The organism is Streptosporangium sp. NBC_01810 (assembly GCF_035917355.1).
Classification (GTDB): Bacteria; Actinomycetota; Actinomycetes; order Streptosporangiales; family Streptosporangiaceae; genus Streptosporangium.
Genome location: NZ_CP109070.1, coordinates 1,760,817 through 1,787,239, shown reverse-complemented (window position 1 = coordinate 1,787,239; position 26,423 = coordinate 1,760,817). Strand labels below are relative to the sequence as shown.

The following is a 26,423-nucleotide window of genomic DNA, read 5'->3' as shown; positions in this document are numbered from 1 at the left end:
GCGAAACGCCTGCGGAGCCGAGGTAGGACCTGGGTTTGTCTGGCACCTGGCTGTGAAACGGGACGGGGCCTGAGGCCGGCAGAGGTCGCGGCGGGCCGCCGGGAGCGGGAACTGTCGGTGCGATCTTCTAGGCTGGCTCCATGGCACGAGCTAACGACGATGTCGCGGCCGCTCTGCAGGAGTACGCCGAGCTGTTCGCGATGACCGGCGGCGACGCCTTCCGGGTCCGCAGTTACCAGAAGGCGGCCAAGGCGATCGCAGGCTTTCCCGGGGACATCACGACCGTGCCGGTGCGAAGCGTGTCAGGGGTGGGTGAGGCGATCGCCAAGAAGGTCGAGGAATACCTGGAGCGGGGCGGCTTCCGGCAACTCGACGACCTGCGCGAAAAGGTTCCCCAGGGGGTGCGGCGGCTGACCCGGGTGGCCTCGCTCGGGCCGAAGAAGGCGATCTTCCTCTACCAGGAGCTGGGCATCGACTCTCCCGAGGCGCTGGTGAAGGCCATCGGGGAGGGCCGCCTCCAGGGCGTCAAGGGCTTCGGCGCCAAGACCGTGGAAAACCTGCTCAAAGGTGTCGAGCACCTGGCAGAGAACAGTGCCAGGATGCACACCGGGATGGCGATGGACCTGGCGGAGCGGGTCATCGCCTCGCTGCCGGGTGCCGAGCGGATCGCCTACGCCGGGTCGCTGCGCCGGATGAAGGACACCATCGGCGACGTCGACATCCTCGCGGTCGGCCCCGAGTCGCTGATGGACGACTTCAAGGCACAGCCCTACGTCGCGGAGGTCATCGCCTCGGGCGACAAGAAGACCTCGATCCGCACCACCCAGGGCGTCCAGGTCGACCTGCGCCTGGTCCCCGCCGAGTCGTGGGGCGCCGCGCTGATGTATTTCACCGGTTCCAAGGAGCACACGGTGCACCTACGGGAGATCACGGTGAAGAAGGGCTGGAAACTGTCGGAATACGGCCTTTTCGAGAAGGAGCGGGTGATCGCGGCCGCGACCGAGGAGGAGATCTTCGAGGCGTTCGGCATGCAGTGGATCCCCCCGACCCTGCGCGAGGACAGCGGTGAGATCGCCGCCGCGCTCGCCGGTGAGCTGCCCACGCTGGTCACTCTGGAGGATCTGCGGGGCGACCTGCACACTCACACCGACCTGACCGACGGGATCGCCTCGCTGGAGGACATGGTCGCCGCCGCCCACGCTCGCGGCTACTCCTATTACGCGGTGACCGACCACGCGCCCGACCTGGCGATGCAGCGGATGACACTGGACAAGGCCCTGGAGCAACGCGAGCGGCTGCACCGGCTGCAGGAGAGATACCCGAAGATGCGGCTGCTGCACGGCAGCGAGCTGAACATCGCCCCCGACGGCTCGGTCGACTGGCCGGCCGAGGTGCTGGCGGGCTTCGACGTGTGCGTGGCCAGCGTCCACTCGCACTTCACCCAGTCGCGCGAGGAGATGACCCGACGGTTCGTCGCCGCGTGCGAGAACCCCCACGTGCACATCATCGGCCACCCGACCACCCGCAGGATCGGCATCCGCCCTCCGGTGGACGCCGACTGGGACGAGGTGTTCCGCGCCGCGGCCCGCACCGGCACCGCGATGGAGATCGACTCCTTCCCCGACCGCTCCGACCTCCCCTCGGACCTGGTGCGGCTGGCACAGCACCACGGCGTGAAGTTCTCCATCGACAGCGATGCCCACGCGGTTCCGCACTTCGACAACCAGCGGTTCGGCATCGGTGTCGCCCAGCGCGGCTGGCTCACCGGCGACGATGTGATCAACACCTGGCCCCTGGAGCGGTTGCTGGCTTTCCTCGGCCGTTGAGGGGATGATTGAAAGCGGCAGGGGTGTGGCATCCTTCACATATTACATAGTTTACTGGTAGGAAATAGATGCAGGGAGAGGAGTGGCGCCGGATGCCGTACGAGGACCTCAACGACGAGGCCACCTACCAGCGCGCCCGAGCCGGGCAGATCCTGCGGGAGACCCCCGACCGGCTCAGGTCGGCCTCCGTCGACTGCAGGACCGCCGACGGCAGGGCCATCGATGACAGGACCCGTGACAGCGAGGCCGCCGATGACGTCGACGACAGGACCGTCGATGACAGGACCCGTGGCGGTGAGGCCGTCGGCGGCGAGCCGTCCGCCTCGGGGATCGTCAAGCCCCTGCCGCCGGAGTTGTTCATCGAGCACGAGACCAATGCCGAGATGCGCTGGGACGCCATGGGCGATATCGGGTTCCATGTGCCCAACAACCGGTTCTTCGTACGCAATCACACCTCCACCCCGATCATCGACGCGGCCACCTGGCGGCTGCGGCTGCACGGCACGGGCCTGAACGGCCCCCGAAGTTTCGGCTACGAGGAGCTGCTCGCACTGCCCTCGGTGACGCGTGACGTGGCGATCGAGTGCGCGGGCAACGGGCGAAGCCTCTTCACCGCCCAGCAGCACCAGGAGGTCGCCGGCACCCCGTGGCGGCTCGGCGGCATCGGGGTGGCCCGCTGGCGCGGGGTGCCGCTGGCCACGGTGCTGGAACGATCCGGGATCATCCCGGACGCCGTCGACGTCATGGCCCGCGGACTGGACCCCGCCTACGTGGCCGACGGGGTCGACTACGGCCGGGTGCGCCGCCCGATCCCGGTGGCCAAGGCGATGCGGGACGTCATCCTCGCCTACGAGATGAACGACGAGCCGCTCCCGCCCGACCACGGCCACCCCGTGCGGCTGATCGTCCCCGGCTGGATCGGCCTGGCCTCGGTCAAGTGGGTCGGCGACATCGAGGTCTCCACCTCACCGTTGTTCTCACCGTGGAACACCGAGTTCTACCGGATGTTCGGCGACGCCTATCCGCCGCAGGGCAGCGCCCCGCTGACCACGCGGGGCGTCAGGAGCGCCTTCGAGCTGCCGTGGAACGCCACACTGGTCGCCGGACGCCCGTACCTGCTGCGCGGGCGGTCATGGTCGGGCAATGGCCGGATCGCCGATGTGGAGGTGAGCCTGGACGGCGGCGCCACCTGGCAGCGCGCCCCGCTACGCGGACCGCACGTGGCATCCACCTGGACCCGCTGGCAGGTCACCTGGAAACCCACCGAGACCGGCCGGCACCTCCTACTCGCCCGCGCCACCGACGAGACCGGCGCGGTCCAGCCGCCGCGCACCACGCACAACGACTTCGGCTACCTCTTCGACGCCGTCGTCCGCCACCCGGTGACCGTCGTGAGCAGGTGACCGTCGTGAGCGGATGACCGTCGTGAGCGGATGACCGTCGTGAGCGGATGACCGTCGTGAGCGGATGACCGTCGTGAGCGGATGACCGTCGTGAGCGGATGACCGGGAGCCCCATCCGGGTGAACGCCTCGGCCCACGGCTCCTGATGCCCGTACCCGAGTATCACCTTCGGAAAGAATCGCCAGGACATCTCCATCCACAAGGCGTGACTACCGAGCGGAATGGGAACGTTACGGAACGCGATGATCGGCTGGGCCTTCAGACCTCGCCAGAAAGACATTCCGAGGTCCCACGGAGGAAACGAGAGGGAAACGTGCCGACCTGATGATGGCAATACGTGTTCTCCCATCTTTCGCCAGGAGGCTCGACCGATGCGCCAGCTGACCGCGCTCGACGCGCAGTTTCTTCACGCAGAATCGGCGACCACTGCGGCCCACGTCGCAGGGCTGGCCATCCTCGACCCCGCCTACTCCCGGGCCGGGGCCGTCACCCGCGAGTGCCTGGTCGAGCTGCTCCGCGAGCGGGTGCACCTGGCCCCGGCGCTGAGGCTCCGCCTGGCCACCGTGCCGTTCGACCTCGACCGGCCGTACTGGACGGAGGACTCCGATCTCGACGTCGCCGGCCATGTCCACGAGGTGACCCTCGCGGCGCCGGGCGACGACGCCCAGCTCGCGGAGGAGGTGGCCCGGATCCACGAGCGGCGCCTCGACCGGGGCCGCCCGCTCTGGGAGATGCATCTCATCCAGGGGCTGACCGGCGGCCGGGTCGCCCTGTACGCCAAGGTCCACCACTGCGCCATCGACGGGGTCTCGGGGGCGGAGACACTGGCCGCGCTGCTGGACCTGACGCCCGAGCCTCGCATCGTCGAGCGGCCCGCGCCCACACCGCGGACCACCGCCCCGGGTCTGGCGGGCATGCTCGCCGGGGCCGTGGCCAGGTCGGTGATGCAGCCCGCCAGAACACTGTACTCGCTGGGCCGGATGGCGACCGAGCTCGACACGATGCCGCTGGCCTCGGCGCTACCGGGCGCCCGGCGGGTGGCCGCCGCCACCCGGATGATCGCCGGAAGGGTGCGGGAGCTGCCGGAGCTGCCCGTGCTGACGGCGCCGCGCACACCGTTCAACGGCCCGATCGGCCCCGAGCGGCGCTTCTCCTACGGGTCGATCCCGCTGGCGGACGTCAAGCGGGTGGCCAGGAGTTCGGGAGCCAGCGTCAACGACGTGGTCATGACGCTGTGCGCCTCGGCGCTGCGCGCATGGCTACGCGAGCGTGACGCGCTGCCCGACCGGCCGCTGATCGCCGCCGTCCCGGTCGCGGTCCGCACCGCGAGTGCCCGGGAGGTGGTCGGCAACCAGATCTCCGTCATGGTCACCCCCATCCCGACCGACCTGGCCTGTCCCCGCGAGCGCCTGCGCGTCATGGCGCGGACGATGCGCACCGCCAAGCGGCGGTTCGCCGGCTCCCCCACCGGCTGGTTGGGAGAGCTGTCGTCGATGCTGCCCGCGGCCGTCACCGCGCTGGCGACCTCCACGGTGTTCCGGCTGGCCTCGATCGTGCTGCCGCCGATCAATCTGATCGTCTCGAACGTGCCGGGGCCGCAGCTCCCGCTGTACCTCTGCGGGGCCAGGGTGCTCGCTTACCACCCCATGTCCGTGCTGACCGACCTGAGCGGCGGGGTCAACATCACCTGCTTCTCCTACGACGGCTCGCTCGACTTCGGCATCCTGTCCTGCCCGGACCGGGTGGCCGACGTGTGGCGGCTCATGGGCCACCTGCAGGAGGCCATGGACGAGTTGATCGAGCAGATCGAGCCCTCCGGGCGGATCGCCCCGGTGGACAGCCCCCCGGTCAGGCAGATGGTGCCCGCCTGAAGGGCCGGCACGGCAAATCCGATCACCTGCCGGAGGGGAAGGTCCCACGGCGTGATCCCAAGGAGTGGGCCAGCGGCTGGTGACGCACGTACGTCTGCCGTGCGCCCACGGCGGGGCCCGTCCGCCGACTCGTCCGTGAGGAACTTCTCGGCGTGGTCGGCGACAGCACCGATGAGGAGTCCGGGTAACCGGGGGCCAAGAGAGCCTCCGGCAGTCTTATTGACGCCGTACATAACAGTGCTCCGACGGCCGCCACCGATGCCCCGCAACCGCGCGATTATTCGAGAAATAGAGTTAGCCCATGAGCTTTTCTGAGCTGAACCTGTTTCCTCTCTGTCTCGGCGGCAACGTATTCGGCTGGACCGCGGACCGGAACGACTCCTTCGCAGTCCTGGACGCCTATGCCGAGGCGGGCGGCAACCTCATCGATACCGCGGACGCCTACTCCGCGTGGGTGCCCGGACACGTCGGCGGGGAGTCCGAGACCGTCATCGGCGAGTGGATGACCTCCCGCCGCAACCGTGACCGGATAGTGGTGGCGACCAAGGTGGGTTCACTGAACGGCCGCACCGGGCTGTCGGCGGCCAACATCCGCGCGGCGGCCGAGGACTCGCTACGGCGGCTGCGCACCGACCACATCGACCTGTACTGGGCCCACATCGACGACGCGGCCACGCCTCTGGAGGAGACCCTTGGCGCGTTCGACGACCTGATCACCGAGGGCAAGGTACGCAACATCGGCGCCTCGAACTACAGCGCCGAGCGGCTCGCGGAGGCGCTGGAGATCTCCGAGCGGGACGGTCTGGCGCGGTACGGGGTGCTGCAGCAGCACTACAACCTTCTCGAACGCGGCTACGAGGGGGCACTGCGAGACGTGGTGGCCAAGGCGGGGCTGACCAGCACACCGTACTTCGGCCTGGCCCGAGGTTTCCTGACCGGCAAGTACCGGCCGGGGGTCACAGTGGACAGCCCCCGCGCGGGCCAGGCGTCGGAATACCTTCGGAGCGAGCGCGGGCCGAAGGTGCTCGACGCCCTGGACAAGATCGCCGCCTCCCACGGAGCCGCCCCGGCCACCATCGCCCTCGCCTGGCTGGCCGCCCAGCCCACGGTGGCCGCGCCGATCGCCAGCGCCCGCAACGTCGAGCAGCTGCGGCCGCTGCTCGCGGTCGCCGATCTGACGCTGTCAGAGGATGAACTGGCCCTGCTGGACGAGGCGTCCCGCTAGAAGGACGACGGGGCCCGGCCGTGGTACGGCCGGGCCTCGATCGGGTTCAGGAGCTGTGCGGGGTTGGAGCCTAGTCGGTACCGGGCTCCGGTTCCGGGTCGGAGCCTAATCGGTACTGGGCTCCAGTTTCGGGTTGGTGCCGGGTTGCCGCTGGACCTCGCCGACGGGCTGGTACGAGGTGGCCTGCTCGGCCCCGATGCCGGTGAGCGAGCGGACCTCGATCTCCGCGTACTTGCCGGCGCTGTACTCCTTACTGAGACGCGCGCCGACGAACCCGGCCAGGAAGCCGAGCGGGATCGACACGATGCCGGGGTTGCTCAGCGGGAACCAGGCGAAGTTCGCATCGGGGAACAGCGCGGTGGCACTGCCCGAGACGACCGGCGAGAAGACCACCAGGAGCAGGGCCGAGACGAGGCCTCCGTAGATCGCCGAGACCGCACCCGCGGTGTTGAACCGCTTCCAGAACAGGCTGTAGAGGATCGCCGGCAGGTTCCCCGAAGCCGCCACGGCGAAGGCGAGCGCGACCAGGAAGGCCACGTTCTGCCCCTGAGCGAGAATGCCGAGCCCGATGGCGACCGCGCCGATGACGAAGGCTGAGATCCGCGCGACCAGGACCTCCTCCTTGTCCGTGACGTTGCCGCGCTTGAACACATGCGCGTACAGGTCGTGGGCGAAGGAGGAACTCGACGCCAGCGTCAACCCGGCGACGACCGCCAGGATCGTGGCGAACGCAACCGCCGCGATGACGGCCAGCAGGATCGTGCCTCCGACGTCGCCGAAGATGGTCTTACCGACCGCTTCGGCGAGCATCGGCGCCGCCGTGTTGCCTGCCTTGTCCTGCGCCAGGATCTTCTCGCCGCCGACCAGTGCCGCGGCGCCGAAGCCGAGCACCAGGGTCAGCAGGTAGAAGACGCCGATGATGCCGATGCCCCACAGGACCGACTTGCGAGCCTCCCGCGCGGTGGGCACCGTGTAGAAGCGGATCAGGATGTGCGGCAGACCTGCGGTGCCGAGCACCAGGGCCAGGCCCAGGCTGATCAGGTCGATCTTGCCCGCGATGCCCTGCGCCTCGGTGCCGTACTTCAGGCCCGCGTTGAGGAACGCGTCGCCCTTGCCGCTCTGCGCGGCGGCGTCACCCAGCAGGCCGGACAGGTTGAAACCGTAGTGGCCGAGCACCAGCAGGGTGACCAGGGTCGCGCCGCCCATGAGCAGCACCGCCTTGACGATCTGCACCCAGGTCGTGCCCTTCATACCGCCGACGACCACATAGACGATCATCAGGATGCCGACGCCGACGATCGTGAGCGCCTTACCCGTCGGCGAGGTGACGCCGAGCAGCAGGCCGACCAGCGCGCCCGCGCCGACCATCTGGGCCAGTAGGTAGAAAATCGACACAGTGATGGTGGAGACACCCGCCGCCGTACGGACCGGGCGAGGGCTCATCCGGAAGGCCAGCACATCGGCCATGGTGAACTTGCCGGAGTTGCGCATCAGCTCGGCGACCAGCAGCAGTGCCACCAGCCAGGCGACCAGGAAGCCGATCGAGTACAGGAAGCCGTCATAGCCCGACAGGGCGATGATCCCGGCGATACCCAGGAAGCTCGCGGCCGACATGTAGTCGCCGCCGATGGCGAGGCCGTTCTGCACACCGCTGAAGGACCGGCCACCGGCGTAGAAGTCGGTGGCGTCCTTGGTGTTGCGGCTGGCCCAGAAGGTGATCCCCAGCGTTCCCGCGACGAAGAGCAGGAACAGGATCGTGGACAGGCTCTGGTGGCTCATTCGGTCTTCCCCTCGACCTTGTGACGGATCTCGTCAGCCAGCGGGTCGAGTTTCTTCTCGGCGAAACGGGAGTAGGCCCAGGCGATCCCGAACGTCGACACGAACTGGAGCAGACCGAAGATCAGCGCCACGTTGATGTTGCCCAGGACCTTCGCGCCCATGAAGTCACGCGCCCAGCCGGAAAGGACGACGTAAAGCAGATACCACGCGAGGAACGCCGCGGTCATCGGGAACGCCCAGGCCCGAAAACGCCTCTTCAACTCCTGGAACTGTTCACCGGCCTGAATCTCTTCATAGACCGATGAGTCATGTTGCCTGGCGGTCACAAGACCTCCCACGAATGTGATCTGGATCACGGACAACGTAAGAGGGGAAGCTACCTTTCGTGGAGACCCGCTCGCGGACTCTTCGCCGAGGCGCCGCCGCGCCGCGTTCAGCTGGACATGGCTTGCGGTGAAAGGTCTGTCTCGCGCGACGAACGGTTCCCGCCGGAGGGTCCCGCGGGGGCGCGCCACCGATTGCCCCGGCCGGCCGGAAGGAACGGTGGGCCCGCCCCGTCAAGAAGACCGAGGCCGCCAATCACCCCGGTCCAGATTGAGGATCTCGGGGGTGTGCAGGCGCACCATCGTACGGGCCACGTTCGGCGGGATGCGCCCCGGCGTCAGCAGCGAGACCACCACCATGACGAGAAAGGCGATCGGCACCGTCCACGCGGCGGGCTGGGCCAGCATGGCACCCGCCAGACCGGCGTAAGGCCCCCCGCCGATCGTCATCAGAACCGCGCCGCAGGCCAGGCCACCGCCGGCGAGCAGTCCGGCCATCGCCCCGGTAGGAGTCAGCCGACGCCACCAGATACCCAGCACCAGCAGCGGACAGAAGGAGGACGCCGCCACCGCGAACGCCAGACCGACGACGTCGGCGACCGGTAGCGAGCGGGCCAGCGCCGCCAGGCCCAGCGGAACGATCACGGCAAGCACCGCCGCCGTCCTGAACGAACGCACCCCTCCCTTGAGAATGTCCTGCCCGATGACCCCGGCGACCGAGACCGTCAGCCCTGAGGAGGTCGACAGGAACGCCGCAAACGCCCCGGCCGTCACCAGCGCCGTCAGCAGGTCGCCGGCCACACCGCCGATCAACCGTCCGGGCAGCGTGAGCACCACCGTGTCACTGCCCTTCAACTCCGGGACGTAGATCCTGCCCAGCGCGCCATAGACGGCCGGCAGCAGGTAGAAGGCCCCGAGCAACGACAGGACCACCAGCGTCGTACGCCGGGCGGCCCGGCCGTCGGGGTTGGTGTAGAAGCGGACCAGCACGTGCGGCAGTCCCATGGTGCCCAGAAACGTGGCCAGGATCAGCGAGTAGGTCGAGTAAAGACCGTACTCCCTGCCGTTGGAGAGCGGCAGCGCCCAGGTGGCCGCGTCCCGCTCACTCAGCCCCGGAGCTCCCCCGCTCCGCCACGCCAGCAACAGGAACACCAGCGGCACGGCCAGGGCCGTAAGCTTCAGCCAGTACTGGAAGGCCTGCACGAACGTGATCGACCGCATGCCACCTGACATCACGTTCACCGCCACCACCGCCGCCACCAGCAGGCCTCCCGCCCACTCGGGGGCGCCGGTGATGGCCCGCAGGACCAGGCCCGCACTCTGGAACTGCGGCATCAGATACAGCCAGCCGATCAGCACGACCAGCACCCCGGCCATCCGCCGCACCGCCATCGACTCCAGCCGCGCCTCGGCGAAGTCGGGCAGCGTGTACGCGCCCGAACGGCGCAGCGGTGCCGAGACCAGTACGAGCAGCACCAGATAGCCACCCGTCCAGCCGACCGGCAGCCACAGCATGTCGGCGCCGTAGGTGAGAATCAGCCCGGCGATGCCCAGGAAGCTCGCGGCCGACAGATACTCCCCGCCGATGGCCGAGGCGTTCCACAGCGGGGAGACGGTGCGGGAGGCGACGTAGAAGTCGGAGGTGGTCCGCGACAGCCGGATGCCGAACGCGCCGATCAGCACCGCCGCCAGCACCACCAGCACGACCGCCGTCACACCGTACGCGGTGTTCATCTGATGCCTCCCGGCGTGGAGACCTCGGGCTCCGGGCCCGGGGCGGAGGTCAACGGGCCCTGTCCACCAACTCGGCGAAGTGGCGCTCGTTCCGTTCAGCCTGCCGGACATAGAGCCAGGCACCGATCACGAACGCCGGGTAGATCAGACCGGCCAGCACCGCCCAGGGCAGCGGGATCCCCAGCAGGCGGACCGCGTGCAGTTCGGGCACCAGCAGGAACAACAGTGGCAGCCCCATCACCACGCAGCCCAGCACCGTGCAGACGAACAGGGCCAGCCGGAACTGGGTACGGACCAGCGAGTGCATGTAGATCTCGCCCAGCCGGGTCTGCTCGTCGATCTCACGAGTGACCGGGTAGCGGGGGTGGCGGGGCGCCATGGTGCGAGGGCTGGTCACCACCTCGCGCCTCGGTCGCTCGGAATCCTTACGCGAGCGGTCAGACTCCTTACGCAGTCGCTCGAGATCCTTACGCGAGCGGTCAGACTCCTTACGCAGTCGCTCGGAATCCTTACGCGAGCGGTCAGACTCCTTACGCAGTCGCTCGGAATCCTTACGCGAGCGGTCAGACTCCTTACGCAGTCGCTCGGAATCCTTACGCGAGCGGTCAGACTCCTTACGCAGTCGCTCGGAATCCTTACGCGAACGCTCGGTGATCCACCGACGCGGCTCGGCCTCCTCCCTGGACCCGGAGTCGCGACTCACTCCGACCTGCCCCTACGCGCCCGGCGGACCAGCAGGTCGCGCAGCTCGCGGGTGTGACGGCGGCTGACCGGGATCTCGGTCTCGCCTATGCGGACCACGCACCGGCCCGAGTCGATGTGCAGCTCGTCGATGTGCTTGACCGCGACCAGGTGGCTGCGGTGCACCCGGACGAAACCCGCCAACGACCAGCGCTCCTCCAACGTGGCCAGCGAGATGCGCACAAGGTGACTGCCGCCCGCGGTGTGCAGGCGAGCGTAGTCACCCTGCGCCTCGACGTAGCGGACCTCGGTGCTGGCCACGAACCTGATGACGCCGCCGAGCTCGACCGGGATGGTGTCGGGGTCGCCACGGCCCGCGCCCTCGCTCTCCGGCAGCTCCGCCGAGACGAACACCCGCCGAATGGCCTCGGCCAGTCGCTCCGGCCGCACCGGCTTGAGCAGATAGTCCTCCGCCTTGATCTCGAAGGCGTCCACCGCGTGCTCCTCGTAGGCCGTCACGAAGACCACCCGGGGCGGGTTGGCGAACTGCGAGAGCAGGCGGCCGAGCACCACCCCGTCCAGGCCGCGCATCCGGATATCGAGAAAGACCGCGTCGATCGGCCGCCCGTCGGCGATCGCCCGGTCCAGAACGCGCAGCGCGGCGGCCCCGTCCCTGGCCAGGGAGACCTCCCCGATACGAGGGTCGTCCCTGAGCAGGTAGGCCAGGTCCTCCAGCGCGGGAAGCTCATCGTCCACCGCAAGGACGCGCAGGCCGGTCACGGTCACTCCTCCGGGTCGTTCACGTGGGAATTTCTAGAGGGTGATGAATCAGACATCGCCTGTCAACTTTGTCGTACTCGGGAGAAGAATCGAACGGGCCCGGGCAAACGAACGATGGGCGACCAGGTAGGCCGGAGAGCCCGACAGGTGGATGCGCAGGCGGTGAACGGTGTGGCAGGCGGACGGGCGGTTCAACGAGGGGGCCCGACCGTGAGCGGGGGCGACCGATCGGGCACGGTTCAACGGGCGGAGACACCCGGGTGGTACTTCGGCAGGCGGACGCTGACCTTCGTGCCCGCCCCCTTGGCCGTCTCCGCCACCAGGCCGTACTCGTCACCGTAGACCTGACGCAACCGCTCGTCCACATTGACCAGCCCCACTCCTCCCGCCCCCGAGCGCTCGTCGGCGTCACCGGCCAGAATGCGGCGCAGGCGCTCCGGTTCCATGCCGACGCCGTCGTCCTCCACGCTGATCTGGCACTCCGCCCCGGCGTCCTCTGCGACGATCGAGATGCGCCCGATCCCGGGCTTGCTCTCCAGCCCGTGCTGAACCGCGTTCTCCACCAGCGGTTGCAGGCACAGGAACGGCACCGCGACCGCGAGCACCTCAGGGGCGATGCGCAGCGTCACCTGAAGCTGGTCGCCGAAGCGGGCACGTTCCAGGGTGAGGTAACGGTCGATGGAACGCAGCTCCTCGGCCAGCGTGGTGAACTCCCCGTGCCGCCGGAAGGAGTAGCGGGTGAAGTCGGCGAACTCCAGCAGCAGCTCACGGGAGCGGTCAGGGTCGGAACGGACGAAGCTGGCGATGGTCGTCAGCGAGTTGTAGATGAAGTGCGGGGAGATCTGCGCGCGCAACGCCCGGACCTCGGCCTCCATCAGGCGTGTCCTCGACCTGTCGAGTTCGGCCAGCTCCAGCTGCGAGTCGACCCAATTCGCGACCTCGTGGGCGGCCCTGACCAGACCCGCCGAGGCGTGCCCGCCGTACGCGGCCAGGGAGCCGACCACCCGCCCGTCGGTGGTCAGCGGCACCACCACGGCGAACCTGATCGGGCACTCGGGAAGATCGCACCAGACCACCTCTGGGCCGAGGACCCGGGTCCGGCCCCCGGCGAGCGTCTTGGCGGCGTGGGTGAACGCCTCACGGGCGTGATGGTCGCCCTCGCCGTCGTAGACCAGCAGCCGCTCCTCGTCGGTGACCGCCAGCGCCGGGGAACCCAGCAGCTCACGCAGGTACCGGGACGCCTTCTGCGCCCCCGCCTCGGTCAGCCCGGCCCGCAGCGGCGGCGCGGCGAGGGAGGCCGTGTGCAGGGTCTCGAACGTGGCCCGCTCGGCTGGGCTGCTGCCCAGTTCCCTGCGCCCGCGCAACACCCGCCACAGCACCAGGGCGGGCACCCCGATCAGGGCGACGACCAGCAACACTGCGATGACGGGTTCCACGCTCCGGACCTTATACGCCAAGCCCCACCCGCGCCCGGCCCATACAGATCACACCGGCCTTCCGTATCCGGCCAGAGCAGGACCTGGAGGACTTCCGCTGTGCGGATCGGTGGCCATTCCTCACGCCGGGGATTCCGGTCGCGATGGCGCAGAACAGACACCGTTCACCTGGCATCACGTCAGGATAGGAGGCGGCGGGCGGCCCTCACCACCGCCTCGTCGACCATCTGCCCCCTGGCGTCGGTGACGACACCTGATCCGGATGCCTCGAAGCGGGCGATCAGGTCACGAGCCCGGTCGAGCTCTTCCGCCGAGGCGGTGAAGACCTCGTTGACGACGGCCACCTGGGCGGGGTGAATGCAGGCTCTGCCGCGGAAGCCGAGGCGTTTCAGGGCGAGGGTGGAGACGCGCAGGGCATCGAGGTCACGGAAGTCGGTGCTGACCGGAGCGAGGGGTGGGTCGAGCCGGGCGGCCGCCGAGGCCAGGACGACCTGGGAGCGAGCCCACAGCAGCTCGCGCTCGTCGGGGCCGGTCTCAACCGCGAGGTCGGCGCGGAGATCGGCCTCACCGATCTGGAGGCGCGCGACACGAGGCGCCCTGGCGATCTCTGGAGCCGCCAGGATCGCGGCCGCGCTCTCCAGCAGGGGGCACACCACGATGGAGCCGCCGGGCACTCCCTCGGCCGCCTCGGCGGCGGTGAGCACGGCGTCGACGGCCTCCAGTTCGGCGGCCGACTCGGTCTTGGCCACGCAGATTCCGCGCACCCCGGGCAGGGCGACCGCCCGGAGGTCGTCGTGTCCGGCCGCGCCGGGATTGATCCGTACGTAGATCTCGGAGGTGTCGGGGCCGAGCCCGCGCAGCCACACGGCGACGGCCGCGCGGGCTGCCTCCTTGTGCACGGGCAGGACCGCGTCCTCCAGGTCCACAATCAGGCTGTCGGCTCCCCTGTCGAGCGCCTTCGCGAGTTTTTCGGGCTGGTCACCCGGGACATAAAGGGCAGATCGCATCACCATCCGACCTTAGCGGTACCCGAGATGAGGGATTTCGCGATGACCATCCGCTGGATGTCGTTGGTGCCCTCGCCGATGGCCATTGCGGGCGGACGTCTCAGCTCCGACCCCTTGGAGCAGGGGGAAGCCGGGCGTTCCACTCGTCAGAGCGTGGCGCATGAAACCTCCCGTGTGTCCTGCCCCGAGAACATGTCCCGCCCAGGAACGCTACATGTGCTCGGGCACGCGTGTGCCCAAGATCGGGATACTTCGCCGTTGGTTACGAAATACGAAAACAGGGACGCGGCGCCCCTGACCGCGAAGACGACGCGGCGCCCCTGACCGCGAAGACGACGCGGCGCCCCTGACCGCGAAGACCCGGTGTGAAGGCCAGGGCCGAGCGGAGGCTGTCCGGCGGGACATCCGTGGGGGAGATCCGGGCAGGCGGAGAGGAGGGGGTCCGCCGCCCACCCGGAAACGGTCAGATTACCCCGACAGACATGAGTTTGGCTTGCCTGGGCGCACAGGTGTCGGCCGGATCTCCGAAGATCCGGCGGTCGCGCCGCTTTCGGCGGTTCCGGGGGTTACCCGGACCCATCCCGCCAGACCCCCGGGATCCTCGGTCCGAGAGTCCCGTCAGGGCGGTTCCGAAGGCTTCGGGACGCCCCCAGATCTTCCCGGACCATCCGCCAGACGACCCCCGGGATCCTCCCGTCAGGGCGGTTCCGAAGGCTTCGGGACACCCATCAGATCTTCGGGGACGGCCCTGCCGGGCATCTACCTCCTCTTGCCTCGCCGCAGGACCCGGAAGACGAGCAGGGCGAACGCGGCCACCGCCGCGACCGTCAGGACGGGACGCTTGCCCGCCTCGGTCGCGACCTTCTCCGCCGCGTCCTTGATCTCGACGGGGGTCGCCTCCTTGACCCGGCCGACGATCTCGGGGGCGGTCTCCTTCACCCGCCCGACCATCTCAGGAGCGGCCGTCTTGACCCGCTCCACCATCTCGGTGGCGGTGGTGGCGGTCGCCGCCCCCGCCCTGCGCAGATCTTCGCCCACATGGGCGGCGGTCTCCTGGAAACGGCCCTTCACATCGGTCTTGTGCACCAGTGCCTCCACAGTGTCGCCCAGTTCGCGGCGGGCGTCCTCGATGTCCCGCCGCACGGTTTCCGCATCGTTCTCGTCTTTTGTGATGATCTTTCCGGTCTTCGTCTCGCCGACACCGGTGCCGGCGGTGTTGACGGTCTTGCCGTACGGGGTGGCGCCGGCGACCGCGCTCTCCGGGAGCCGGGGCGTGTCGTCGCGCTCGGACTCCGGAACACCTAGATCCTCGCCGGGCGTGCCGTACGGCTGCTTCGGCGGGATGTTCAGCGACTCCCTCTCATCCGGCGTTATGGGAGCACCGACCCTTTTTCTTCGGGATCCGGTGATTCCGGCCTCGGCCGGGGGGCGGTCGGAGCCGCCCGGGTCTGTCTCAGTCATCGGTGGGCCCTCTCCCTCACCGCGTAGATGTCGTCCCTGACGCTCTCGATGGTCCGCGCGGGAGTCGGCGGGGACGCCTCGGCGACCTGGTGCTTGCCGAAGAACCCGAGTGCGCCGGCCACGGCCAGCAGCACCACGCCCACGACCGCCGCGGCCAACCAGGCGGGCATCACGTACGCGAGAAGCAGGATCACCGCGGCGACCAGAGATCCCGCCCCGAACAGGGCCACGACTCCCGCCCCGCCGAACAGTCCCACGCCGATTCCCGCATGCCTGCCCTTTTTGGTCAGTTCCGCCTTGGCCAGGCGGAGCTCGTCCCTGACCAGACGCGAGACCTGCTCCGACATCTGCCGGATCAGCTCGGATGTCGGCAGTGACTCCTTGGTATTGACCATGGACTGCCTCCTCCCCTACAGGAAAGGACGCCTACCCTGTCCCGCCACGGCAAACATCCGTACGGCGGCGGTGCTCACGGGAGCCTCAGGGGCAACACCGTGCCACGTCACGGGCCGGCCCACCAGCACGACCTGCCGGCACGACCCACGGCGACCACGGAAACCGAAGAAGATGTCCGGCATCCTGACCGGCCGCGGTGTCCCGCCTGCCATCCGAGGGCCGGCCGGAGCGACAGCGCCGACGTGCCGGACACGTCGATCACGTCTCACGGCCGGGACTACGCCATGATCATAGGGAGGCCCGCGTGTCCGAGTGGTGGAAAAGTAAAGCTACGGGCAAAGATGAGCCTCTTGAGATACTGCGTGGCACGATGAGCACGATTAGGAAGGCGGCACGCTAGAGATGGCACAGATCGTCGGCGGCGGAAGCCCGGTCAACGACGCCGAGCGACGGGTCATCGCACACCTGCGAGACAGCGCCCCGCAAGACTGGCTGCTACTGCACAACATCGAGGTGCCCCGCGGCGACGACACCTTCGAGGTGGACTTGATCGTCCTGACAGGCCACTCGCTCTGCGTCATCGACGTCAAGGGCACCCGGGGCAGGATCGAGGTCGCGGGGAACCGCTGGTTCCCGCTGCGGCGGGAGGCGTTCGGCTCCCCTGTCACCAAGCTGCGCGGCAACGGGCGCGCGCTCAAGGGCCTGCTCACCCAGGAGCGGCGCGAGCTGGACCGGGTCTACGTCGACAGCCTCGTGGTTCTCACCGGGGCCGACGCGGAGCTGGTCGACCCGGCCGGCCGCGACTCACGCCACGTCACCGACCTGGCCGGGCTTGTCGGCACGCTGAGTGACGCCTCCCGCGTCAGACGCGGCCACACCACGGATACCGCGCCGTACGGCACCGCGATCATCGAGGCGCTCAACGGGAGCGTGCGACGTTCCACGGCGCCGCCGCGTTTCGGCAGCTGGGAGGTGGAGGAGCAGCTGGGCGGCGACAACCGGGTCACCGAGTATCGCGCGATCAACGCGACGGTCCCCGGCAGCGAGACGGTCCTGCTACGCGTCTACCGGGCCGACCCGCTGGCGGAGGAGGAACCGCGAGCGGCCGAACGACGGCTGATCACCAACGCCTACCAGGCCCTCACCAGGATCCCGGCGCACCCGTGCGTGGTGCGTGCCCGTGACTTCTTCGCCATCGACGACGAGAGCCGGTTCGTGCTGGTCCTCGACGACGTGCACGGCCAGGCGCTGCACCTGCACCTCACCGCCTCCCCCCGCACGCTCTCCACCGCCGCCCGGCTGGACGTGGTGGAGGACATGCTGCTGGGCCTGGCCCATGTCCACGCCAACAACGTGATCCACCGGGCGCTCAGTCCCGCTTGCGTGCTGGTGACGGAGGACGGCCGGGCGATGCTCACCGGGTTCGACTACGCCAAGCCGGGCCCCCGTGCGCACACCGTTGCCAACGAGCTGCCCAACGTGCTCGACACCCACTACGCGGCCCCCGAGTGCCAGGCCATGCCCGAGCGGATGACCGCCGCCTCCGACGTGTACGCGGCCGGGGTGATCGCCTTCCAGCTGCTGACCGGGGAGCTCCCCCCGGCCAATCCCGACGCCGAACCCGCCCCCGGTGAGGCGTCCGCCGAGATCATGGACCTGCTCCGGCGGATGCGTGACCACGCGACGCACAAGCGCCCCGATGCCGCCGAGGCCCTGGCCGACCTGCGGCGGGCGCGGCGTCCCCGCCCGCCGGCCCTCTCCCCGCCGACCCTCTCCCCGCCGGCTTCCGGCGTACCGGCCCTCCCTCTCCAGGACCCCGGTACGGCGAACACCGGCGTGGCGGTTCCCGAACGCCCGGAGAGGCACGGGCCGGGACACCACCCGCGAGACGCCCACGCGCCCGCGTGGAACGGAGATGAGCACGAGGAGAGCCTGCCTGACAGGAACGTACCGGGACAGAAGCCGCTACTCGCCAGGCTCAGGGGGAGATTCCGGCGTATCACCGGAAAACAGCCGTGAAGGCGAACCCAACCTGAACGCGGCTCAGGAGTCGACGAAGTCGTCGGGGACCATCACCCGCAGGCCGTTGGGGACGGTGCGGATCGTGATGGGGGTCATCAGACGGACCTCACCGTCGATGTCGGCGGCCAGCGGCGGGTCGGTCTCCAGGTGCATCTCCCGCCCTATGACGAAGGGACCTCCCGCGAGGCTGCGCCAGCGGCCGCTGCCGGCCCGGATCATGGTCTCTACCAGCAGGCGCAGGCGCTTGCCCGAGCCGAGCTGGTAGGCGACCAGACGACCGTTGTCGATGCTGATGTCCTTGGCGACCTGCCAGCCGCCGTGGAAGCGGCCGTTGGCGATGTTGAGCTGGTGGGTGAGCAGTTCGTGGCGGCGGCCGTCCACGGTGAGGAAAGCCCGGAACGGCTGGTGACCCGGGAGGATCATCAGGGCCGTGAGCGAGTAGGCCGCGCGGCCGAGGAGACGTTTCACCCCGTGCCTGACCTTGCCCGCCACCTCCACCGAGACCCCGAAGCTGGCCAGGTTGGCGAACTCCCGGTCTCCGGCGATGCCCAGGTCGATGTCCGCGACCTTGCCGGTGCGCAGCACCCGGACGGCTCCGGCGAGGTCGAGGGGGACGCCAAGGCTGCGGACGAAGTTGTTGGTGGTGCCCAGGGGCAGCACGCCGAGGGCGACGTCACGGTGGGCGACGTGTTTGACGGCGGAGCTGAGCGTGCCGTCGCCACCGCCCACGACGAGCAGGTCGGGGCCCGTGGCCAGGGCCTCCTCGATGATGGCGCGCAGACGCCTGGGATCTTCCACGGGGAAGAAGCGGATCGATCCGAACCTCTCGGCCCGCAGTGCGCGGACCACCTCCGGGTAGTGGCGCCGGCCTCGGCGCGAGCGCGTGTTGACGACCACGCAGACCCTGCCCTCGGTCCTGATGGCCTCGGTGTGCTCGGCCTTGCTTCGGAGCTCTCCCACGCTGTTCCCATCCGATCGGGTGCCTGCCCGTTCAAATGGTATGGCCCCGCCATCGGTGACAGCGGGGCCATATCCTGGGGGGTTTACTTCTTGGGCGGGGTGACCTGCACGATCGCGCCGAGGTTACCCGGCAGCGGGGTGATGAGCTTGAGCTTCACACTCAGCGCCTTGCCCTCGTCGCCGGGGTTGCCGGAGCCGAGGACGTGGCCGCCGCCCATGTCGATGCCGTACGCCTGGGTGGCCGGGCTGCCGTCGGGGTTGACGACCCGGGTGCTGTACATCTGGTCGCCCGCCGACGGGATGACCGTCGAGGCGTCGGCGTCGCGGAGAAGCAGGCTGTCGCCGCGCGCCTCGAAGCCGGGGTACCAGGTCTTGGCGTCGGTGAACTCCGAGACCCCCTTCAGCCCGTCCACCTTGGTGCAGTACGCGCTGAAGGGCTCGTCGAGTCCCTCGATGCACTCGGTGAAGGGGTAGGTCTTGGCGAAGGAGAAGGCGGCGTTCGAGGACTGCACGCGACCGCTCATGTTCTTGAGGGCGAAGTCGTCGGCGTGCCAGCCGCGCGGAGTGTAGGCGGCATCGGTGTTGTAGGCCAGGCGGAGCTTGATCGCCTTACCGGCGAACGGGGCGAGGTCGACGTAGTCGTGCCGCCAGCCGTCGGTGTTGCCGGTCAGGCCGTACCTCTTGTTGCCGAACGCGACGAGGTTCCCGTTGGGGTCGGTGTAGTCATCGTCGGTGGAGACCAGGGCGCCGCCCTCGGTGTAGACCCTCTGCTGAGCCCAGGTCGTGCCGCCGTCGACGGAGACCTCGACGAAACCGTAGTCCCAGTCCTCTTCGATCTCGTAGTTGTTCCAGAGCCAGAACTTCAGATCGGTCCCGGCCGGCACCTGGACGTCACGGGCGATCTTGACGTTGGCCCACTCCTGGTCGAAGTTGGACCACAGCGTGCTGGTGCCGCTGGTCGTTGAACTCCACCAGCAGGGTGAGGAGCTTGGCCGTCTTGGGGGTCTTCACCTTCTTGAAGAGAAGGTCGGCGGGGTCGAGCCCCGTCCTGATCGCCTCGGCCTCGCATGCGGCCAGCACCCGCGCGGCGACGGGGTTGCCCTCGGAGTACTTCTGGTCGATCTTCCTGGACGGAGCGGCCTTGCGTGCCTTGCCCGACGGCAGAGCAGGGTCGCCGACCTCCGGCTCGTCCCTGGGCGGTGCGTAGTTGATGTAGTAGTCGGCCGCGGTCGGCTGGTACCGCGCGACCAAGGAGTCGCTCTCGGCCGACGCACCGCTCACAGCCAGGCCCGTGACGGCCAGGCCGAGTACGGGAACCATCGCGAGAAGGCGCCTGGGAGCGCCTCCTCTGCTGACTCTGCCGGACAACGTGTCCCCTCCCTCCGCGCGGGTTTACCGGGCGCGGACATCTCCGGCGCGCCGGATAAGCGCACCGAACCGGGAGGTTCGACGAGAAAGCAAAGCCAGAGTCAAGGCGCCAAATGATGTTGCAAAACTGAAATAAAATGCCTTTTGTTAGAAAATGGTGGTGATTTTCACTCCGATCCGGATCGGCGTCGCCTGCCCGCCTCCTGAGGTGCCGCGTTGGCATGCGGGGGCGCGATGAGCGTGCCGCCTGAACGTTCATGCGGAACCAGGTCGTACAGTCCAGTTGTGACCGCTATCTCCGAACTCGTCGCAGCGCTGGCACCGGAGAGGGTGCTGACGGACTCCGACGTGACCGACGCCTATGCCCGGGACCGGACCTTTCTGGAACCCGGGAGACCTCTGGCCGTGGTGCTGGCGCACACCAGGGACGACGTGGTCGCCGTGATGAGATGGGCCACCAGGCACCGGGTTCCCGTGGTGCCCCGGGGTGCCGGGACCGGCCTGGCCGGCGGGGCGACCGCCATCGAGGGGTGCGTCGTACTGGCGCTGCACAGGATGGCGGCCATCAGGGAACTCTCCCCCGACGACGAGATCGCCGTGGTCGAGCCTGGGGTCATCACCGCCGACCTGGACCGGGCCGCCCGCGAGCACGGGCTGATGTACGCCCCCGACCCCTCCTCCTACGAGATCTCCACCATCGGCGGCAACCTGGCGACCAACGCGGGCGGCCTGCGGTGCGTGAAGTACGGCGTGACCCGCGACTCGGCACTCGGCCTGGAGGTCGTGCTCGCGGACGGGCGGGTGATCAACACCGGCAGGCGCACCGTGAAGGGCGTGACGGGGTACGACCTGACCGGCCTGTTCGTCGGCTCCGAGGGGACGCTCGGGATCATCACCGCGGCGACGGTGCGGCTGCGCAGAGCGCCGTCGGTCTACCCGGCGACGATCGCGGCCGAGTTCGCCTCCCTCAGGGAGGCGGCCGCCGCCGTCTCCGCGATCATCGCGGCCGGGTGCGAGCCGTCCCTGCTGGAGCTGCTCGACCGGAACACGCTCAAGGCCATCGACGACTGGCGGAACATCGGGCTGGAGGAGTCGACCCGGGCGATGCTGATCGCGCAGTCGGACGCGGTGGACGGCCCGGCCGTCTCCGAGCGCATGGCGGAACTCTGCACCGCCAACGGCGCGGCCTTCGTGGCGGTGTCGTCGTCGGCGCAGGAGGCCGAGCAGCTGATCGGGGTCCGGCGGATGGCGTACGAGGCCAAGGAACGGCTGGGCAAGTGCCTGGTGGAGGACGTGTGCGTGCCACGCTCTCTGTTGCCCGACATGATCGAGAAGATCGAGGCGATCGCGGCCAAACACAGCGTGCTGATCACCACGGTCGCCCACGCGGGCGACGGCAACCTGCACCCCGTCTTCGTCTTCGACAAGGCCCTGGCCGAACCGCCGCCCGAGGTGTGGGCGGCGGCCGACGAGCTTTTCAGGGAGACCCTGAAGATGGGGGGCACGCTCACCGGCGAGCACGGTGTCGGTCTGCTGAAACAGCGTTGGCTGTCCATGGAGACCGGGCCGGTCACCGAGGAGATCCACCACGGGATCAAGCGGGTCTTCGACCCGCTCGGCATCCTCAACCCCGGCAAGGCCATCTGAGCGGACCCCCGCCCACCGGGCGGGGAGATCCGGAGATCCCCTCTTACCAGGCGGGGAGCCGGGATCTCAGCGAATCCCCCTCCGGCCGAGCGCGGGATTCCGCGGTTCCCTCGAATCTCCATGGCCGTTCGCTCCCCTCTCACGCTGGTAGCGTTCTGCCCCACCTAAACCATTTTTCGGGTTTTGCCGGGGGGCAGCTGATGGAACCACTCACAGCGGAGGATCCCCCGCGCCTGGGATCGTTCGAGCTGACCGGGCGGCTCGGGGAGGGCGGGCAGGGGATCGTCTACCTCGGGCGGGGGCCGGAGGGCGAGCAGGTCGCCGTCAAGCTTCTCCACCACGGGCTGGCCGGCGACCCCGAGGCCAGGGCCCGCTTCCTGCGCGAGGTGTCGGTCGCGCAACGGGTGGCCCGGTTCTGCACCGCCTCCGTGCTCCACGCCGACCTCGCCGGCAGCCGTCCGTACATCGTGAGCGAGTACGTCCCGGGCCCGTCCCTGCGCCAACTGGTCGACAGCCAGGGGCCGCGGCGCGGCGCCTCCCTGGAACGTCTCGCCGTCAGTACGGCCACCGCGTTGTCGGCGATCCACCGCGCGGGCATCCTGCACCGTGATTTCAAGCCCGCCAACGTACTGATGGGCCCCGAGGGCCCGGTGGTGATCGACTTCGGTATCGCCAGAGCCCTGGACTCTCCGGGGATGACCGCGACCGGGGTGGCGATGGGGACCCCTTCCTATCTCGCGCCCGAGCAGCTCGGGCCGGGCGAGGTGACGCCCGCGGCCGACGTGTTCGCCTGGGGCGTCACGATGGTCTTCGCCGCGACCGGCACGCCCGCGTTCGGCCAGGACTCCATCCCCGTCGTGATCAACCGGATCCTGAACACGGAGCCGGAACTGGGCGCGCTGGAGGGAGAGCTGCGCGAACTGGTCGCGGCCTGCCTGTCGAAGGACCCGGCGCTGCGCCCAACCGCCGAGCAACTCGTCAACCGCCTGATGGGCACCGCCCCCACCACCCCGGTCCGGCGGCCGGCGCCCCTCACCGGTCCCGCGCCGGATCCCGGCCACATGTCCGCGGCGGCCATGTGGCAGAGCGGGCAACGCCAGGACGGACCGCCGGCGGGCAGGCCGGGAGACATCGCGCCAGGACACAGCGGGCCAGGACACAGCGGGCCAGGACACGGCGGGCCAGGACACGGCGGCTCCGGCCAGGACGGGTCCGGGCGGAGGAAGGCACGCGGCCCTGTGGGGCTCCTGCTCACCGGGGTGGCGGTCGTGGCCACGCTCGGCGTGGCCGCCGCCGGGACCGTGACGGTCCTCCAGAACGACGAGAAGACCGCGGTGGCGCGAGCCGGAGCGGCGTCCGCCGCGGCGGAGACCTCAAGGCCGGCCCCGGCATCCGTTACCGACGGTCCGCCCACGGCCGGCAAGAAGCCGCCCCTGCCTTCGGAGATCGGGGAGGACGCCGAAGAGGTCTCCCCGATCACGCCTCCCCCGTCCCGGCGGATCGCACGGCCGTCCTCCCGGCCGGCCGAGAACCCGAACAGCGATGCGGGAAAGCCGACGAGGGAGCCCACCAGGCCCCCCTCCCGTACTCCCAACCCGGCGGCCGGCACCGCCAAGCCCACCCCGTCGGCGAACCCGTCGGACCCGGACAACGCCATCAAGCCCTCATCGGATTCCGAGCCGACGTCCAAGCCGACGCCCAAGCCCACCACCGCGCGACCGACGGCGAGACCCACCACCACCGTCAAGCCGAGCCCGAAGCCCACCCCCCAGAAGCCCAATCCCTACACGGCCACCGGCGTCTGCGGCAGCGGTTACAAGGTCGTCAACTCCAGGGCCCTGGGTGGTGTAGCGACGATCTACCTGCTCTACAACTCCGCCGCGGGCAAGAACTGTGTCGTCACCATGTCCAGGTACGTGGTCCCCGCCAAGGTCGCGATGAACGCGATACTCCAGGTGCAGGGCGGCTCCAGCGGGAGCAACCCCGGCAGGTTCACCGTCTACGCGGGCCCCGTACGCCTGTCCGCGGCCAAGAAGTGCGTCATCTGGGGAGGTTCACACGGGTCGCTGTCGTGGAAGAGCGGCTGGAGCCACTGCGGCTGAGCACGGGAGATCCCGCGCGCTTCGTCGGCTTCCGTTTCATCCGGCCCGGCCGGCTCCGGTCGTTTCGGCCGCCTCGCGTGCGTACGCTGGCCGAGAGCGGTGAAACCCGGGCATCGTGGCGTTCAGCGGGGACGACCTGCGCCCGGACCCCGGGCAGATCGTCGAACCCGGTGGACGTATCCATCGTGATCACGGTTCTCGCGGTGGCGGCGCGCCTGATCCTTTGAACGCCGGAGAGCGTGTCCGCACGGGCCGCGCGACGCGGAACGGCGAGGCCGCGCCGGTGGTCCGCAGGAGCCCCGGAGGCTCACACGGGGACGCGGCCCCCGCCGCGCACGCGCCGCACGAGGTCGCCGGCGGCCTCCGGCCACCGGGCGTGGTCGAAGGCGAAACCCGCTTCGAGCAGGCGACCCGGGACGACCCGGCGGCTTTTCAGCAGGAGTTCGGTGTCCGAGCGCAGCGCGAACGCGCCGAGCTCGGCCATCCACCTCGTGGCAGGCAGGCCGACCCGAATCCCCCACGCGGCGCGCAGCACGCGCATGAACGCACGCTGCGGCAGAGGATCGGGGGCGGCGAGGTTCACCGGCCCGGCGAGGTCGTCCCGATCGGCCAGGAACTCGACGGCACGGACGAAGTCGCGGTCGTGGATCCAGGACATGTACTGCGCGCCGCCCGCGATCGGGCCGCCGAGGCCGAGCCGCACCATCCGCAGCAGGACATCGAGGACGCCGCCGCGATCGGGACTCATCACCATGGCGGTACGCAGAGCGACCTTACGCGTATGCGGGGTTTTGGCCCGCTCCTGCTCCCGCTCCCACGCTTTCGCGATCTCGACGCTGTAGGCCCAGTAGGCCGGGACACCGGGTTCGGTACCGCCGATCACGCCGGTCGCCTCGTCGTTGGGCGCGTCGAAGCGGTGAGCGTAGACGGTGGCGGTGCTCATCTGAAACCAGACCCGGGGAGGCCGCGCGGCGGCCGCGATCGCCTCGCCCACGACCCGGGTGGAGTGAACACGCGAGTCCATCATGGCCCTCAGGTTGGCGGCGGTGTAGCGGCAGTTGACGCTGCGCCCGGCCAGGTTGACCACGATGTCGCTACCGTCGATCGCCTCCGCCCAGGGCCCCAGGGTCTCCCCGTCCCAGCGGACGTCACGCTCCCGCACCGGCCGCCTGGTCAGCACCACGACGTCATGCCCCGCGGCGGTCATCGCGCGATCCAGGACCGCACCCACCTGACCGCTTCCTCCGGGTATCACTATCTTCATCGGGCCCCCAGAATGTGTGAGGCCAGCTTAGCGCGGCGCGCTGAACGCGTTCAAAAGAGGTCGATCTCGCTCACCGCCCCGCGCACACACGCGACGACCTCGCGAAGGTTCCCCCCATGGTCCGGACACCGGCGGTGTGTCGTCAGGTCATTCGACGCTCACTGCCTTCCTCACCCGGAGGGCGACTTCGTCGATGCTCCCCATGGTCTTCCACTCGCCCTCCAGGTCTTCCTGCCCGCCCACGAGCTTCGAGCCGTTGTCGAAGATCATCCTCTGGGGATCCGGAGCCGCCAGAACGACACCGCTCGGCAGGCCGTTCTCAGCCCCTTCGATCCGAAAGGCCGTTCGCCGATCCCAGGGCTGAAGCGTTCTCACGTGGTGAGACCGAATGATCGAAGGCCGTGGGCTGGGTGGCGGCGATGTGGGCCCAGCCGATCAGGCGGGCCAGGCCGACGGCCAGGTCGCGCAGACCGGCCGGGATTCGGGGAGCGGTGCCGGCCCCCACCCTGCGGGCGTCCTCGCGGTGGGTGACAAGGCGGGCCGGGGCGGGTGGTGTAGATCTTCATGCTGCCGACCATCAGGACGAAAAAGCCTCGCGGAGGCGCGATTACTCCGCACAACCGCTGAACGATTTTTACTTGATCGTTACAATTTTTCGTGTTTGACATTTGCCCAGCCGCCCGCGATTGCTCGCTTGATCATTCCCTTTTCCTGGGTGAATTTTACTGATAGCTTCCTTCGAGTCGAACCCTTGTTCGCATGACCCGCACGTCGTGCGGGCCAAACGCATGCCTGCAGGAGTGATGAGTGACACCAACCCCAGGGATAAGAGAGAACTCACCCTTCTTATCTCGGCGCAGACGAGGCAGACGCCGACTGGTGAATGCCGCCGCGGTAGGACTGGCAGTGACGATGATCGTCAGTTTGGCCGCGGTCCCATCATGGGCACAGCAGGAACCGGCACCAACCCCCGCGCAAACGCAACCCGCGCCGGCACCGAAACCGGCACCAAAGGGTGGCAGGCCGGTTGTGGACAAGGTGGTGGAAGCCGCCAAGGAGAAGGCCGGCAAGACCGGCAAACGGGTGGAGATTCCCTCTCAGCGGACCGAGACCACGACGGTCTTCGCCAATCCTGACG

Annotated in this window: 21 protein-coding genes; 7 read left to right on the top strand and 14 right to left on the bottom strand. The window is 69.2% G+C overall.

Features of this window, described 5'->3' with window-relative positions; all coding sequences use genetic code 11:
- The first annotated feature begins 140 nt into the window (after positions 1 to 140).
- The 4 genes from polX to OIE13_RS08205 all read left to right on the top strand — a co-directional run bounded on the left by polX (position 141) and on the right by OIE13_RS08205 (position 6,325).
- Positions 141 to 1,826: a DNA polymerase/3'-5' exonuclease PolX gene (polX, locus tag OIE13_RS08220; RefSeq protein ID WP_326641412.1), complete on the top strand. Its 1,686-nt coding sequence runs from the start codon at positions 141 to 143 to the stop codon at positions 1,824 to 1,826.
- A 92-nt stretch (positions 1,827 to 1,918) separates the two neighbouring features.
- Positions 1,919 to 3,229: a sulfite oxidase gene (locus OIE13_RS08215; protein ID WP_326829829.1), complete on the top strand. Its 1,311-nt coding sequence runs from the start codon at positions 1,919 to 1,921 to the stop codon at positions 3,227 to 3,229.
- 371 nt (positions 3,230 to 3,600) lie between these two features.
- A complete protein-coding gene (locus OIE13_RS08210) occupies positions 3,601 to 5,100 on the top strand; it encodes a WS/DGAT/MGAT family O-acyltransferase (protein ID WP_326641415.1) in 1,500 nt (499 codons plus the stop codon).
- Positions 5,101 to 5,401: 301 nt separating this feature from the next.
- Entirely contained in the window at positions 5,402 to 6,325 is a 924-nt protein-coding gene (locus OIE13_RS08205; protein WP_326641417.1) for an aldo/keto reductase, read from the top strand.
- A gap of 105 nt (positions 6,326 to 6,430) precedes the next feature.
- On the opposite strand, the gene OIE13_RS08200 is transcribed toward OIE13_RS08205, so the two are convergent.
- The 9 genes from OIE13_RS08200 to OIE13_RS08160 all read right to left on the bottom strand — a co-directional run bounded on the left by OIE13_RS08200 (position 6,431) and on the right by OIE13_RS08160 (position 15,921).
- Positions 6,431 to 8,104: a solute symporter family protein gene (locus OIE13_RS08200; RefSeq protein WP_326641419.1), complete on the bottom strand. Its 1,674-nt coding sequence runs from the start codon at positions 8,102 to 8,104 to the stop codon at positions 6,431 to 6,433.
- Positions 8,101 to 8,430 (bottom strand): DUF485 domain-containing protein, encoded by a 330-nt coding sequence (locus OIE13_RS08195; protein ID WP_326829828.1) that lies wholly within the window; start codon positions 8,428 to 8,430, stop codon positions 8,101 to 8,103. Before OIE13_RS08195 ends, OIE13_RS08200 begins: the two co-directional genes overlap by 4 nt.
- A 231-nt stretch (positions 8,431 to 8,661) precedes the next feature.
- On the bottom strand, positions 8,662 to 10,161 hold the full coding sequence (locus OIE13_RS08190; protein ID WP_326641423.1) for a sodium/solute symporter: 1,500 nt from the start codon (positions 10,159 to 10,161) through the stop codon (positions 8,662 to 8,664).
- A 49-nt stretch (positions 10,162 to 10,210) separates the two neighbouring features.
- A complete protein-coding gene (locus OIE13_RS08185) occupies positions 10,211 to 10,558 on the bottom strand; it encodes a hypothetical protein (protein WP_326641425.1) in 348 nt (115 codons plus the stop codon).
- A gap of 302 nt (positions 10,559 to 10,860) precedes the next feature.
- Positions 10,861 to 11,622: a LytR/AlgR family response regulator transcription factor gene (locus tag OIE13_RS08180; protein WP_326641427.1), complete on the bottom strand. Its 762-nt coding sequence runs from the start codon at positions 11,620 to 11,622 to the stop codon at positions 10,861 to 10,863.
- A gap of 239 nt (positions 11,623 to 11,861) precedes the next feature.
- Complete coding sequence (locus tag OIE13_RS08175) at positions 11,862 to 13,058, bottom strand: sensor histidine kinase (protein WP_326641429.1); 1,197 nt, start codon at positions 13,056 to 13,058, stop codon at positions 11,862 to 11,864.
- Between the two features lie 179 nt (positions 13,059 to 13,237).
- Positions 13,238 to 14,065, bottom strand: a complete 828-nt coding sequence (locus OIE13_RS08170) for an HpcH/HpaI aldolase/citrate lyase family protein (RefSeq protein WP_326641431.1) — start codon at positions 14,063 to 14,065, stop codon at positions 13,238 to 13,240.
- Between the two features lie 759 nt (positions 14,066 to 14,824).
- A complete protein-coding gene (locus OIE13_RS08165) occupies positions 14,825 to 15,526 on the bottom strand; it encodes a DUF3618 domain-containing protein (protein ID WP_326641433.1) in 702 nt (233 codons plus the stop codon).
- On the bottom strand, positions 15,523 to 15,921 hold the full coding sequence (locus tag OIE13_RS08160) for a phage holin family protein (RefSeq protein ID WP_326641435.1): 399 nt from the start codon (positions 15,919 to 15,921) through the stop codon (positions 15,523 to 15,525). The genes OIE13_RS08165 and OIE13_RS08160 overlap by 4 nt, the downstream gene beginning before the upstream one ends.
- Before the next feature lie 403 nt (positions 15,922 to 16,324).
- On the opposite strand from OIE13_RS08160, the gene mads6 reads away from it, so the two are divergent.
- A complete protein-coding gene (mads6, locus tag OIE13_RS08155) occupies positions 16,325 to 17,941 on the top strand; it encodes a methylation-associated defense system protein kinase MAD6 (protein WP_326829827.1) in 1,617 nt (538 codons plus the stop codon).
- Between the two features lie 24 nt (positions 17,942 to 17,965).
- Here the strand turns inward: mads6 and OIE13_RS08150 are convergent, their stop codons facing one another.
- The 3 genes from OIE13_RS08150 to OIE13_RS08140 form a co-directional block, all read right to left on the bottom strand.
- Positions 17,966 to 18,904: a diacylglycerol/lipid kinase family protein gene (locus OIE13_RS08150; protein WP_326641440.1), complete on the bottom strand. Its 939-nt coding sequence runs from the start codon at positions 18,902 to 18,904 to the stop codon at positions 17,966 to 17,968.
- 83 nt (positions 18,905 to 18,987) lie between these two features.
- Positions 18,988 to 19,806: a hypothetical protein gene (locus OIE13_RS08145; protein WP_326830272.1), complete on the bottom strand. Its 819-nt coding sequence runs from the start codon at positions 19,804 to 19,806 to the stop codon at positions 18,988 to 18,990.
- Positions 19,796 to 20,224 carry a hypothetical protein gene (locus OIE13_RS08140; protein ID WP_326829826.1) on the bottom strand — a complete coding sequence of 143 codons (429 nt, stop codon included), beginning with the start codon at positions 20,222 to 20,224 and terminating at the stop codon, positions 19,796 to 19,798. Before OIE13_RS08140 ends, OIE13_RS08145 begins: the two co-directional genes overlap by 11 nt.
- 333 nt (positions 20,225 to 20,557) lie before the next feature.
- On the opposite strand from OIE13_RS08140, the gene OIE13_RS08135 reads away from it, so the two are divergent.
- Together OIE13_RS08135 and OIE13_RS08130 are read left to right on the top strand one after the other, a co-directional pair.
- Positions 20,558 to 21,919, top strand: a complete 1,362-nt coding sequence (locus OIE13_RS08135) for an FAD-binding oxidoreductase (protein WP_326641444.1) — start codon at positions 20,558 to 20,560, stop codon at positions 21,917 to 21,919.
- 200 nt (positions 21,920 to 22,119) lie between these two features.
- Positions 22,120 to 24,021 (top strand): serine/threonine protein kinase, encoded by a 1,902-nt coding sequence (locus tag OIE13_RS08130; protein ID WP_326829825.1) that lies wholly within the window; start codon positions 22,120 to 22,122, stop codon positions 24,019 to 24,021.
- A gap of 307 nt (positions 24,022 to 24,328) precedes the next feature.
- Here OIE13_RS08130 and OIE13_RS08125 read toward each other — a convergent pair whose 3' ends face one another.
- Together OIE13_RS08125 and OIE13_RS08120 are read right to left on the bottom strand one after the other, a co-directional pair.
- Positions 24,329 to 25,285, bottom strand: coding sequence for a TIGR01777 family oxidoreductase (locus OIE13_RS08125; RefSeq protein ID WP_326829824.1), 957 nt, complete (start codon positions 25,283 to 25,285; stop codon positions 24,329 to 24,331).
- Positions 25,286 to 25,432: 147 nt separating this feature from the next.
- Entirely contained in the window at positions 25,433 to 25,555 is a 123-nt protein-coding gene (locus OIE13_RS08120; protein ID WP_326641450.1) for a hypothetical protein, read from the bottom strand.
- Between the last annotated feature and the right edge of the window lie 868 nt (positions 25,556 to 26,423).

Excerpts from the sequence above, each read along its gene's own strand:
- OIE13_RS08200 (WP_326641419.1), bottom strand. The coding sequence starts at position 8,104 with ATGAGCCACCAGAGCCTGTCCACGATCCTGTTCCTGCTCTTCGTCGCG.
- mads6 (WP_326829827.1), top strand. The coding sequence starts at position 16,325 with ATGGCACAGATCGTCGGCGGCGGAAGCCCGGTCAACGACGCCGAGCGA.
- OIE13_RS08170 (WP_326641431.1), bottom strand. The coding sequence starts at position 14,065 with ATGCGATCTGCCCTTTATGTCCCGGGTGACCAGCCCGAAAAACTCGCG.
- OIE13_RS08210 (WP_326641415.1), top strand. The coding sequence starts at position 3,601 with ATGCGCCAGCTGACCGCGCTCGACGCGCAGTTTCTTCACGCAGAATCG.
- OIE13_RS08205 (WP_326641417.1), top strand. The coding sequence starts at position 5,402 with ATGAGCTTTTCTGAGCTGAACCTGTTTCCTCTCTGTCTCGGCGGCAAC.
- OIE13_RS08160 (WP_326641435.1), bottom strand. The coding sequence starts at position 15,921 with ATGGTCAATACCAAGGAGTCACTGCCGACATCCGAGCTGATCCGGCAG.
- OIE13_RS08215 (WP_326829829.1), top strand. The coding sequence starts at position 1,919 with ATGCCGTACGAGGACCTCAACGACGAGGCCACCTACCAGCGCGCCCGA.
- OIE13_RS08120 (WP_326641450.1), bottom strand. The coding sequence starts at position 25,555 with ATGATCTTCGACAACGGCTCGAAGCTCGTGGGCGGGCAGGAAGACCTG.
- OIE13_RS08130 (WP_326829825.1), top strand. The coding sequence starts at position 22,120 with ATGGAACCACTCACAGCGGAGGATCCCCCGCGCCTGGGATCGTTCGAG.
- OIE13_RS08190 (WP_326641423.1), bottom strand. The coding sequence starts at position 10,161 with ATGAACACCGCGTACGGTGTGACGGCGGTCGTGCTGGTGGTGCTGGCG.
- polX (WP_326641412.1), top strand. The coding sequence starts at position 141 with ATGGCACGAGCTAACGACGATGTCGCGGCCGCTCTGCAGGAGTACGCC.
- OIE13_RS08125 (WP_326829824.1), bottom strand. The coding sequence starts at position 25,285 with ATGAAGATAGTGATACCCGGAGGAAGCGGTCAGGTGGGTGCGGTCCTG.
- OIE13_RS08140 (WP_326829826.1), bottom strand. The coding sequence starts at position 20,224 with ATGGTTCCCGTACTCGGCCTGGCCGTCACGGGCCTGGCTGTGAGCGGT.
- OIE13_RS08165 (WP_326641433.1), bottom strand. The coding sequence starts at position 15,526 with ATGACTGAGACAGACCCGGGCGGCTCCGACCGCCCCCCGGCCGAGGCC.